9 protein-coding genes are annotated in these 12257 nt (G+C 39.9%); 6 read left to right on the plus strand and 3 right to left on the minus strand.

Going from position 1 to position 12257, the window contains the following annotated elements:
- Positions 1-8 precede the first annotated feature (8 nt).
- The 6 genes from CLV51_RS17280 (at position 9) to CLV51_RS17315 (ending at position 6267) form a co-directional block, all read left to right on the plus strand.
- A complete protein-coding gene (locus CLV51_RS17280) occupies positions 9-866 on the plus strand; it encodes an RNA polymerase sigma factor (RefSeq protein WP_106529304.1) in 858 nt (285 codons plus the stop codon).
- 332 nt (positions 867-1198) lie between these two features.
- Positions 1199-1726 (plus strand): DUF3237 domain-containing protein, encoded by a 528-nt coding sequence (locus tag CLV51_RS17290; protein ID WP_106529306.1) that lies wholly within the window; start codon positions 1199-1201, stop codon positions 1724-1726.
- Positions 1727-2026: 300 nt separating this feature from the next.
- Entirely contained in the window at positions 2027-3133 is a 1107-nt protein-coding gene (locus CLV51_RS17300; RefSeq protein ID WP_106529308.1) for a BF3164 family lipoprotein, read from the plus strand.
- A 38-nt stretch (positions 3134-3171) separates the two neighbouring features.
- Positions 3172-3729, plus strand: coding sequence for a hypothetical protein (locus CLV51_RS17305; protein WP_106529309.1), 558 nt, complete (start codon positions 3172-3174; stop codon positions 3727-3729).
- Between the two features lie 20 nt (positions 3730-3749).
- The gene (gene lepB / locus CLV51_RS17310; protein ID WP_106529310.1) at positions 3750-4433 is read left to right on the plus strand and encodes a signal peptidase I; all 684 of its coding nucleotides are present in this window, start codon (positions 3750-3752) and stop codon (positions 4431-4433) included.
- A 4-nt stretch (positions 4434-4437) separates the two neighbouring features.
- Positions 4438-6267 carry an O-antigen ligase family protein gene (locus CLV51_RS17315; protein ID WP_106529311.1) on the plus strand — a complete coding sequence of 610 codons (1830 nt, stop codon included), beginning with the start codon at positions 4438-4440 and terminating at the stop codon, positions 6265-6267.
- A gap of 74 nt (positions 6268-6341) precedes the next feature.
- On the opposite strand, the gene CLV51_RS17320 is transcribed toward CLV51_RS17315, so the two are convergent.
- The 3 genes from CLV51_RS17320 to CLV51_RS17330 form a co-directional block, all read right to left on the minus strand.
- Positions 6342-7742, minus strand: a complete 1401-nt coding sequence (locus CLV51_RS17320; protein ID WP_158267049.1) for a SusD/RagB family nutrient-binding outer membrane lipoprotein — start codon at positions 7740-7742, stop codon at positions 6342-6344.
- 20 nt (positions 7743-7762) lie between these two features.
- Entirely contained in the window at positions 7763-10831 is a 3069-nt protein-coding gene (locus CLV51_RS17325) for a SusC/RagA family TonB-linked outer membrane protein (protein WP_158267050.1), read from the minus strand.
- Between the two features lie 512 nt (positions 10832-11343).
- Positions 11344-12255 (minus strand): glycoside hydrolase family 25 protein, encoded by a 912-nt coding sequence (locus CLV51_RS17330; protein ID WP_106529314.1) that lies wholly within the window; start codon positions 12253-12255, stop codon positions 11344-11346.
- Positions 12256-12257: the final 2 nt, after the last annotated feature.

Consider the following 12257-nt stretch of genomic DNA (forward strand, 5'->3'; position numbering starts at 1 on the left):
TCGATTAAATGGAAAGAGAAGAAATACTTAAAAATGCATTGACCGGGGATATTAATTCATTTCAAACGCTGTTTGCCGAATTTCAAAACCAGCTGAAATCATATCTCTATCGTTTACTAACAGATCGCAATGATGTGGACGACCTCACGCATGATACCTTCATCAGGGCATTTGACAAGATATCCACTTTCAACCAGGATTCTTCGCTCAAGACCTGGGTATTTAAAATAGCTACCAACCTGGCCTATGATCATTTAAGAAAATTAAACAGATGGCCGGCAGATGCACAGGATAAGGGCGCATATTTAGCCATCGGTACTGAGGAGATCGGACAATCGTTCAGAATTGTTCACCAGGCCTCCAATGCCGGAGCCTATGAAATGAAAGAGCACATCGATTTTTGTTTCACCTGCATCTCGAAAACCTTACCCATAGAAAACCAGGTAGCACTGATTTTAAAAGATATTTACGATTTTCAAATCAAAGAAATTTGCCTCATCCTGGAGAAGACGGAAGGAGTTGTAAAACATCTCCTGAACTATTCCCGAGATACGATGACCAGCATTTTTGATAACCGTTGTGCCCTGGTAAACAAAAATGGCGTCTGCGACCAATGCAGTCAACTGAATGGAATATTTAATCCAAAACAAGATCAACAGGAGCAGCGAATGAAACTGGAATTAGTAAAAGAGTCCAGTAAATTTAACAGAGCGGAACTTTTTACCTTGAGGACAAAATTGGTAAAAGCTATTGACCCCCTGCATAGTTCCGGCGCAGACCTGCAGGATATTATTATGAGATGCACCAGGACGGCAATTGGTGAAGTAGGTGATTTTTTTGACTCGCCCCAGGGTAATGCTGACTAACGCTAAAACCAATCCTCATCATATTTTGATGGGGATAGAGAACGTCGTAGATTTTATTTTGCATCGTAGATTTTGTAAAATTTAAAACGTATGATTATGTTATCAACAAGTGATGTAGCTAGTGTGTATGACGCCATTTTGAGCATCCCTGGCATGGACGAAATTGTGAAGATTAATTTGAAAATTTCGCGTAAAAATGTTCAACCCTGTACACACAGAAAATTAAATGGAAAAGATAAATATTTTTTATATCACTACAATTCCGTACGCATTTAAGTTACGTGTCATGGTATTATAGTAAATCAATCTTGGAAAAATCAAACCCTAATAAAATGAAAAAAGTAATCTTTCTTGCCGTTTTTTTTTCTACTTGTTTTTATGTGCAAGTACATGCGCAGGAACTTAAATCAGAATTTTTATTTGATTTGGAAATCAGCCTCAGCCCACCACAAATAATTGGGCCTGTATTGACGGGAACGCGACTAATTTTTCCGTTTAAAGATGGCTTTGTAAAAAGTGATAAAATTAATGGCAAAATATTAGACTGTAGCGGAGAATGGGGGCTTATTGTAGATTCTACAACTTTTAAAATGGACGTCCGTGCTACCATTAAGACAGATGACGGTGCTCTTATTTACATAACCTATTCCGGATATAACTATGCCAGTGCACAAAAATCTGCGTTAATACGTGTAGGAAAAGGCAATGAACTTTCGCCTTCTGAATATTACTTCAGATCAATCCCCGTATTTGAAACCAGCTCTCCAAAATATGCCTGGCTTAATCATACTGTTGCCATTGGCGTAGGCCGTTTTCCGGCACCTGGCAAAATAATTTACCGCATATATGCAATTAAGTAAAAGTAAGGGCACCTACAATTTGGAATATTTTTATTATTTTTTGATATGATGAAGCACAGGAAATTGCGCACGAAGAAGAAACAGAAACTGAATGGTGGAATAACATTGATATGCAGCTAACTGGTCAGTGGCTGCTGCTGTATTAATACTGGCAGGTATAACTGCCCTTTATCTGAATACAGATAAAACACATCAGCAAGTTATTGTAAAAAACACTGTTGTTCGGGATGCAGCTCCTGATACCGCTGCAATCATGAACCCATCTGCATCAGAATCATCACGTGTATCATCAGATATAACATGGACTGTAATTATAAAAGCCGCTTGTGCTTTACTGTAATGTCATTTTTTACCGGCATGCTATTGTTCGCCTGTAATAACGACAAACCAGATGCAGATGCAGCATTCACGAACATTACAACTAATGTAACATTCTCATCATTCAGTGTAAAGAACGATATCCCGATCAAAAAGATGGGGCCTCAGCTGGGGGATGTATTGGATATGCAGGTCATGGATTCATTCCTTATCGTTTCTACGCTCAGAGATTCTGCTGTGTTACAGATTATTCATATTCCTTCAGGCACAGTGGCAGGCCATCTGATCAGCCGGGGGAAAGGAGATAATGAATGTCTGAATATAGCTACTATATTGCCAACCTCAGATAAAAATATTTGCTGGTGTTATGATATTACATTAGGAAAATTCCTGAAAATAAACGTGCCCAAAGCTTTATCAGCAGCCGCTTACATACCTGAAAAGACTTTCATGTTAACACCAGCTACCAAAGGAGCGAAATCACCATCCTGGATAAACGACAGCACTTTCGCTGCCTGTTCTTATTTCATGAACGATTGCCGGTACTTTTATTTTAATAGTCAGGATTCCGGTATCAGAAAAGCAGGACAGCTCCCTTCTCCCGGAAAAGGCTGGCCTGATGAAAATCCAAAGGGAAAATTCAGTCTGCTTGCTACGGCATATAGTGCAAATATGAAAAAACATCCGACGGATGATTTGTTTGCAGTTGCCTATAATGTTACCGGCCGGATGGAATTATACGAAGGAGGGAAATTAAAAAGATTGATCAAAGGTCCCGAAAGTTTCCAGCCGATCTATACTTTCAAATATGACGGCGAATCAAACATTCCTGTTCAGAACAGTAAAACACTGTTTTCAAATGTGCAGCTAAAGGTTACAGAAAAACATATTTACCTGCTTTATTCAGGTAGAAATGAGTTTCAAACCTGTGGCCAGAAAATACTGGTGTTTGACTGGCAGGGAAATCCACTCAGCATGGTAAACCTGAATGCTGATTATTGTTCCTTTACTGTGGAGGAGAAGGGCAACCAATCCCTGATATACCTGATTAACAAAGATACCGGTGAACTGGTCTCTACATCTATTTAATGATAAATAATCCCTGATCCTTAATAACCCTTAAAGCTATGAAGTATCTGATTTTTGCCTCTTTAATGATTGCAGTAATCACATGTTCCTGTAAAACGAAATGTGCCCGTGAAGATGCCAAAAAATTAATGGGGACATGGTATGAGAAAAAGATCCAATTATCCGATAACTGGACTTTAATCAATGATAGCAGCGTTGCTGCTGATAATCGTTTTGACATGCATCACCCTGATTCAAAATTTTACGTACTGCATTATTTTATGGCAGATTGTGATAAATGTATCAATGAATTACTGAAGGCCCGTGATTTTATCAAAAATCATAAAAGCTCTTTTCCTGGTACTAAATATGTATTCCTGGCATCCGGTCCTACACCTGTGTATATAAAAGAGGCAGTAGATAAGTCAAAATTTGAATACCCGGTATACTATGAAAAAGAGTATTATGCTTTTAAAAAATCTAACGGGTTCCCTAAGTTTGATAATCTGTATAATACGATGCTTATTGATAATCAGAATAAACTGTTATTGTTTGGTTTTCTATACGACAATAAAAAAGCGAGTGATATCTATTCAGGCATCATTAATTGTAATTAATTCTTCTGACAACCTAAAATATGAAATACCTCGTCTATATACTGGTGGCTGTTACCGGCCTTTTTTTTACCTGGAATCATTTTTTTGATGTATACCTGGTATCACACCATTCTATGGCGTCTACACTTATAGATGGAGACAAAGTACTGGTACACAAAAGCGGTATTTCAGCTATAAAAAGGTCCGGTATTATTTTATTCAAACAGTTAGGAGGTGTTTATATTAAAAGATGTGTAGGCCTTCCCGGCGAAAAGGTGGAGATCAAGGCAGGAAAGGTGATTATTAATAATAAAGAAATTAATACGCCTGCTACTGTTTTACTATCAGCAAAACAGGATCCGGCCTATAATCAGATCATCTTTGATTATTATAATAATAACTGGACCAGTGACGATTTCGGACCTGTTGTGGTGCCCAAAGCAGGCTGGAGTATTGATTTGAATCGTGTAAATCTTAACATTTACAAAGCAGCGATTCAACAGGAACAGCAAATTACAACAGCGGAAGCATGGGATAAGTTTATTTCCATAAATAAAAAATATACATTTCAGCAGGACTACTTTTTTGTTTTAGGAGATAACAGGCATCATTCTGAAGATTCACGCACTTTCGGATATATAGCACAGCATAAGATCATAGGCATAACCGAACGTATTCTATTTTCTTATGCTGATGCCAAGAGAACGCTCAGAAAAATAGAATAGGAATATGCTACATTTAACACGCCGGTCTTATACTTTCTACCTGGTATTAATTCCGCTGATCCTGCTTATGCTGACGCCGGTAGTATATTCTTCGAATCTTGCATTGGGTATATTTTCAGCCAAATATTTCTGGCTGTACTTTCTGGCACTCTTATTAATACCCCTGTTAATCTATCAATCTTTCGCGCAGTCAAATTCTCTCAACCGGACAGATTACCTGTTGATCATTTTCGTTGTCTACATTTTGATACAGTCTTATGTGCTGAACAATGGCTTTTCCATGAATAAGAAAGTTACCTGGTTGTTGGATTCCGTTCTTGTTTATCTGTATATAAGATGTATACAGCGATTAAAAGGCGGGTATAATGTTTTATACTTCCTGTTATTAACTGTTTTTACCTGCGTAATTATTGCGGCCATTGCAGCGGTACTTCAGCAAGCTGGTATAATATCTTCCTTCAATGCATATTACCCGGTCACTGGCACCTTCTTTCATCCTGCTGTGCTTGCGGGATTTGCCGCAACTGTTTTTCCTTTATCTTTTTATTGTTGTTTCAGTACTTTGAAATATGGTACTGATGATAATTATTTATACCTCTTAAAGTGGTTATCGGGTATTACTTCCGGCATTATTCTTCTTATTATTCTCCCAATTGCTAATTCAAGAGCCGCTTTTCTCTCATTGGCGGGAGGGACAGCATATATACTTTTAAATACGGAAAAAGTAAAAACGTGGTTAAGTCATTTTAATGGCAGGAAAAAAAGTCTATTCTTAGCGGCGATATTTATCATTTTAATCCCCTGCTCCTTTTTCATTTACAGGCTAAGGCCGGCATCAGTGGAAGGCAGATTACTTGTCTGGAAGATAAGTTTACAGATGCTGAAAGATAAGCCCCTCACTGGTCATGGAATAGAGTCGTTTAAATACAGCTATCCGAATTACCAGATAGCGTTTTTCAAATCAGGAAAGGCAACAGAAACAGAACGTTTTCTGTCTGATGAAGTGACAGGAACATTCAATGAGCCACTGCAATTGTCATGCGAATTGGGGATAACGGGAATACTGATTATTATATTACTGCTGGTATCGATATTTAAAGCAGTGCCACCAAGGGTATTTAGAGAGAATGCCCGTCCTGTTGTTTATAGGGTCTCTATCACAGGTGCAAGAGGAGCTTTATTAGCATTTATCCTATTTTCTTTGTTCTCCTATCCTTTTTCCTTGCCTGAATTGACCCTTGTTTTTTTCACATTACTGGCATTGGCCAATGGTGGTGGTATAAATGAGCCATCTGCTCCCAGAAGGAAAAGGATACTATATCCTTTGTTTGTCTGTTTGTTATCTGCCGGTATTATTTCCCAGCTGCCCAGGTTATATCATCAATTACTTGCTTACAATAAATGGTTCATTGCTGGTAGTTCGCATGATCCGGAGGAGTCGCGCAGGATATACGCTTCGGTTTTTCCGGTGCTTAAGGATAATGACCTGTATTTATCTGCCTATGCAGGGGATCTCTCCGGATTAAAGCAATATGACTCCAGTATATTTATATTGGGCTTAAAAAAGGGTAAAACTTATAACGATTTAATGTGTCTTGCAGATAACTACAAAGCGATAAATAACAATGAGCAGGCGATAAAATATTATCAGGAGGCATATTACTTATTACCTCATAAATTTTACCCGTTATATTTTATAATGACGATTACCCGTTATAGTAATCCGGCAAAAGCAAAGCTGGTTGCCCGGCAAATATCAGACATGAAAATAAAGGTGCAGACCCCGGAAGTACTCGCTATAAAAAATGAGGCCCGTAGTATCCTGGATCTTTAAAGCCGGCCTAAAAGCGTTATTCTGCTCCGGCCGGCTCCATTAATCAGCAATCGTTACCAAACAGTGGATATTATTTAATTAGCGTCCCACCAAACATGATCAGCAAGGGTAGCCTTTTGATCCGGTTGCGGGTTGGTTAATAATTCGCTGGCCGGATAAGGCCACCTTCTTGGAATACTCTTTACAATCTCGCTCTGATAAGGCATTAGCTGCGGGTATCCTGTACGCCTCCAGTCATTGTATACTTCCGGAGAAAGAAAATCAGCTACATATTTTTCAGTAATGATTTGTTGCAAAGCATTAGCAGCAGTAAGTGCCGGACGGGAAGCAATATAGGTTTGCTGTGCAGCAGCAGGAATCCCCAGCATGGTCATATGTGCTGCAATAGCTGCCTGATAAACAGGAGCAGCGGCAGCGGCGCCCTGCTTTATAAAAGTAGCTTCCGCCTTTATAAACAATGCTTCACTATAAGTAGCGAGGTACAAATTTGCGTCTGCACCTGCGTAAAGCGTATTCACCTTTGAAATAAGATCAGGACTAATCGCCAATGGATCACCCACCTTTCTACCAACATAAATACCAGTTTTATTTTTGGTAGCAATAACCGGCAATCTTGGATCATTGCGTGTTATGAGTGAATCTATAAAAGATTTCGCCATCACCACACCACCTGCTGCCTCACCCGTGTTCACAAACCAGGGGCTTTCTGCCTGACCGGTGCCGGGATAAGCCACCAGGGCATTATCTGTATTGGCGCCCAAACCTTGTTGTAAAGCTGCTAAGGCACTATCTGCCTGCAGCGACGCGGTGCGTCCGGGTGCTTTGGTTAATCGCAGGTAATACCTTGCCTTCAGCGTATAAACAAATTTTTCCCATTGCTTTACATCACCGTTATAAATATAATCATCAGCGCCCGGCACCACCTTACTTCCTAGTTGATGAAGATAATATAATGCGCTGTCCAGCATGGTTTGAATGGTAGTATAAATTGCTTCCTGTGAATCATATTTCGGATGCATATTCTTCGGAATGTTGAAACCCTCGGTATAAGGAATATTGTTCCACAAATCCGTAGTAATAGCCAGGTTATACGCAAACAATGTTTTACCTATACCCACATATTCATAGTGCTTAGCCGTTTGCGCCTGCGCTATCATGATCCGGAGGTTTTCAAATACACTTGCATACAAATAATAGCCCCAGGTGTTATTTGCATCTACTGATGTGATATTGTACGATTCCAGGCTGGGTACAGGTTGATTAATAGACAACTGCTGCATCCAGTAGGCCGTAATGTTGGCGCTGGCACCTCCTACTATTAAAGTAGACGTATTTATTTCCACCGGCGCCAGTATCTGTGCTTCTTTTACCGTAAGTGGGTTATTAGGATCTGTATTTACATCAAGGAACTTTTTGCATCCTGTACTGGCAAAAATTATACAACCAAACAGGGCAAACGTTTTTATATTATTCATGTCCATTTCTTTTAGTGTTATTAAAACATAACTTTTAATCCTACAATAATGCTCTTGTTGGAAGGCACCGGGAAATTTGAAAAGCCTTGCCCGTTACCACTTCCATTCAGGCTCACTTCCGGATCGGAACCCGTGTAATTTTTATGTAGTATAAAATTGGTACCGGTCACCGTTAACACAAAAGTTTTAAATGCTGTATGTTTCAACAAGGTTGCAGCCAGGTTATATCCTAATGACACCTGGCGTAACTTCAGGTAGGAACCATCTTCCACACTATTTTCATCTACATTGGAATAATAAGATTTATAGTAGGTCTCATTCAATGTAATAGCAGTCTTATTGGGAGCATTTGTTTTTTCCACCACACCCGGCAACACGACAGAAATACCTCTGTTCTCAGTTCCTTTGGCTGTACCATAATAATACAGGGAAGAATTATCAAGATTAATAACATCCCCTCCGTGTTTATGATCCAATACAAATGAAAAAGAGATGCCTTTATAGTTGATGTTATTGGTGATACCACCCATCCATTTAGGTGTAGAGTTGCCTATAGGACCAAAGTCATTACTTCTGGTAGGGTAACCATTCTCTGTGAGTATTAGCTGATGTTGCTCATTGCGTATATAGTGATTGCCATAAATCACGCCATAAGGCTGATTAGCATATGCAAAAATGCCGGGATCAGTAAATCCTGCCAATTGGATATAATCAATACCGTTGGCCAGGTTAAGTACACGATTATCTATCTTCGTGTAATTCACACCTATATTCCAGGTAAGGTTCCGGGTTTTAACAGGTGTAACGCCCAGGGTTAACTCTATGCCTTTATTACGCATAGCTCCGGCGTTTAAGGAGGCTCCCGTGAAGCCGGTAGCCGCTGAAATAGGCGATCCTGGTGTTAATAAATTGCCACTCTTTTTATTAAAATAAGAAACTTCCAGCGATGCCCTGTTCCGGAAAAATTTGGTTTCCAAACCTATTTCAAATTCTTCCAGCGTTTCATTCTTCAATGGAAAACCATAAGTATTGGTTAAAGCATATCCATTCTGTCCCCTGAAAGGAAAAGTAATATTTCCTACACCTGCCTGGTAAAAGGAATTGCTAAGTGCATAAGGACCTACATTATCATTACCTACTGCAGAATAGGAAACCCTTATTTTACCGAAATTCATTATCGGGTTATCCGCCATATTCAATGCTTCGGTGAAAATAAACCCTGCACTTACAGATCCATAGGGATAAAATTGTTTATCCTGTGATAATACAGAACTACCTTCGTAACGGCCGGTAAGCGCCAATGTCAGCATCCGTTTGTATTCCAGGTTAGCCTGGGCATATAAGGCGGCTTTTCTTTTTCTGTAATATCCATAGCTGGAAGTAACCTGGGAAGCATTACCAATATTATAAAGCTTATCAACAGATAATCCTACTCCCTGTACAAAAGAATTATCACTATAGTTACTGAGAATATTACTTCCAATAAGCAGATCCCCAAACCAATCTTTATTAAAATCTTTTTTAGCTTCAATCATCAGGTCATTATTGAACTGCTGATATTTAATATCGCGTTTATATACCTGTCCTATAATGGGTGTTGCCCCATTACTTCCCCATCCTATAGTACCGGGCGCCTCGTGATAATCAGTAGTGGTTACATACATATCAGCACCTAATCTTTCGGTGATGGTAAGCCATGATAATGGGCTGTAGCTAAGACTTACCACTGGAATAATGCGGTTGGCTTTATCCTGCAAACCGGTATTATCCAATATCCAGTAAGGGTTATTGCGGGCATTGCGGTATACACGTTGTGATCCGTCATCATTTACATTCGGATGAGGATCCCAGGAAATAGGTGCTCCATATACTGTCCAAAGCGCGTTCGCAAAATTATTTCCCTCCAGGTAGCGGTGATTATCTGTTTGGATATAATTGAACTGTGTATTCAGTTGCAGATTCTTCAACACATTTACGCCATATTTCACGAACAGCGAATGTCTCGAATAGTCTGTTTGAGGAACAGTACCATTTGTTTTGAGGTAGGAATAAGATACGAGGTAATTAGACTTATCTGAAAACCCACTCACATTTATATTATTATCTGAGGTGTGACCGGTTTTAAAGAATTCTTTTGCCTGATTATGTTTGGGCACCGGTGCACCATTTACTTTTAATGTATCCAGTAATGGTCCCCATGATGATGAACTTTTTCCACCATTATTACCATCCACATAGAACCCGCCGGAACCCTGTGCATACTTGTCCTGGAACTCCGGCAAAATAGGTTTAAGGAACGAATAACTGCTGCTGAAGGATACATTGGGCTTGCCCTGGTTGCCCGTTCCTGCACCATTTTTAGTAGTGATCATCACTACTCCCCTGGCTGCTGCAGATCCATATAAAGCCGTAGCCGCTGCCCCTTTTAACACCGAAATACTTTCAATAATATTCGGATCAATATCACTTGCCCTGTTTACAGTACCTCCTGAATATTCAGGTCTGTTAGGATTGCCGGCCTCACTGTTATCCATTGGAACACCATCTACTACAAACAAAGCCTGGTTATCACCTACCAGGGAAGTGGTGCCACGAACTACGATCCTTGCAGAGCTCCCGGGGATACCGCTGGAATTAGTTATTTGCACACCTGATATTTTCCCGGCCATGGAATTTACCAGGTTATCCTGTTTGGCATCTACCAGCGTAACACCTTTGACTTCCTGTACACTATAGGTAAGCATTCTTTTATCCCGCTTAATACCTAATGCCGTTACAATAACTTCATTAATCTGTTTTGAATTCTCCACCAATGATATATGGAGAGATAATTCATGACCTACTTTTATTTCTGCTGTATTAAATCCAAGAGCCGTAACAAGAAGTATATCTCCATCTTTGGCTGCAATTGTAAACCCGCCATTGGCAAGAGCAGCTGTACCAATATTTGTTCCTTTTAAATGAACAGAAGCACCCGGAACCGGCGCTCCATCTTTGTCTGTAACCTTTCCGGAAAGAGAAGGTGATTGCGCATAGGCAAAAGCTACCGCTAATAGCAGCCATATTGCTACTACAATTTGTTTTTTCATAAGTGTCATTATTGTGGTGGTAATAATAGCGGGCAGCAACATCCATTAGCCGGCTATATGCAGGCAATGTTTAAAACAACCCGAAAAACTGGAATTAGAACAGTGATAAAAGCTTTGCGTCCTGGTTGATTCACACTTTTACATAACAACGAAGGCTGCGTTGTAGTAAAACGGAATATCTGTTAAGATGTAATTTTAATGATCAGTTAGTTACTTTTTGTTGTAAACTTATTGCAATTGCACCTGGTTGATGTATCGGCATAACAACACCAGACTGCCCTGCAGCCGATAAATATGTTACGGAAACTATTTTATCAGGAAGTAAAACTAAGTCATATTAGTGTATGTGCTTACGCTATAATTAACCACTTCTTTGCCAATTTTAACCTCACATGATCTTGAAAATATTGACAGGATGTATTACTGATGGCTAAAACCTTTACTAATAAGCATTACGCAGGGGGTTAAAATATGCTAAGTTCTCATGTGATAGCATTTGTACTATCCTTATGTTATGTCAGGGGAATAATGGTTGGGTCCTTTAAGATGCTAAGATCCAGTTTAGCATTCCCGCCTATGCCGGCTTTATCTGTAAATTGCCAGATGGCCCAGTCAGACCAGCCGTGAGGGCAGGCTAACTTATGGCAATCAGTAACAGAATAGTTAGCTAACCAGAGTCTGTATTTGCCCAATGTATGATTTGGCGGCAGCTTCCTGTCCAGGTATTCTTTGCGGCTATAGATCACCGGACTAGTACCTGTTACGCGTTGCACATGGGCGATAAATGTTTCAATCCACATGGTATACGCGATTTTTTCCAACGGCGTATCCCAGTTGTTTTCATTTTCCAGATCCAGCGCCAGGGGGAGTTGCGCAGCCGGTAGGTGCTGAAAGAGGTTGATAGCGTTATTAGCTTCTGCAACGGCGTCGTCTTCTATAGTGCCTGTGTTTTTCCTATCAGGACGGCAAAAGTGATAATAACCAACTTTGATTCCTAATTGGAGCGCATTATCAGCGTGTTCCTTTACTTTACTATCCTGAGATCCAACACCTTCGGATATTTTGAGATAAACAAAACTTACCCCTGCCCTATTAATGGCAGCCCAATCCGGCCGGTCATTATAGTGTGAAAGATCAGCTCCCAACATATACCCTTCAGGAAGATTAAGGGGAAGTCCACCAACCGTAATGATTTTTCTCTGAGGGGTACTTCTTGCAGCAATGATCAGGCCGCCGCCCCAATAATAAAAGCCGTCGCGGTCTTTATACCATTTGCCAAGCGGAGAATTCAGGCCCTCTTTTACTTCTTCTCCTTCAAATTTATATCCCTGCAGAACAGTACCAATAATGCTATGTTTTTCTGCAAAACTTTTGGGAATAGTATTGCGTTTATTTAGCTTTTTGACAGTTACTATGAGTTGCATAA

Origin of the sequence: Chitinophaga niastensis (genome assembly GCF_003014755.1) — a bacterium.
Taxonomy (GTDB): Bacteria; Bacteroidota; Bacteroidia; order Chitinophagales; family Chitinophagaceae; genus Chitinophaga; species Chitinophaga niastensis.

What these genes read in the sequence shown, in the direction of transcription:
- CLV51_RS17280 (WP_106529304.1), top strand. Translation starts at nt 9, where the DNA reads ATGGAAAGAGAAGAAATACTTAAAAATGCATTGACCGGGGATATTAAT.
- CLV51_RS17290 (WP_106529306.1), top strand. Translation starts at nt 1,199, where the DNA reads ATGAAAAAAGTAATCTTTCTTGCCGTTTTTTTTTCTACTTGTTTTTAT.
- CLV51_RS17300 (WP_106529308.1), top strand. Translation starts at nt 2,027, where the DNA reads ATGGACTGTAATTATAAAAGCCGCTTGTGCTTTACTGTAATGTCATTT.
- CLV51_RS17305 (WP_106529309.1), top strand. Translation starts at nt 3,172, where the DNA reads ATGAAGTATCTGATTTTTGCCTCTTTAATGATTGCAGTAATCACATGT.
- lepB (WP_106529310.1), top strand. Translation starts at nt 3,750, where the DNA reads ATGAAATACCTCGTCTATATACTGGTGGCTGTTACCGGCCTTTTTTTT.
- CLV51_RS17315 (WP_106529311.1), top strand. Translation starts at nt 4,438, where the DNA reads ATGCTACATTTAACACGCCGGTCTTATACTTTCTACCTGGTATTAATT.
- CLV51_RS17320 (WP_158267049.1), bottom strand. Translation starts at nt 7,742, where the DNA reads ATGAATAATATAAAAACGTTTGCCCTGTTTGGTTGTATAATTTTTGCC.
- CLV51_RS17325 (WP_158267050.1), bottom strand. Translation starts at nt 10,831, where the DNA reads ATGAAAAAACAAATTGTAGTAGCAATATGGCTGCTATTAGCGGTAGCT.
- CLV51_RS17330 (WP_106529314.1), bottom strand. Translation starts at nt 12,255, where the DNA reads ATGCAACTCATAGTAACTGTCAAAAAGCTAAATAAACGCAATACTATT.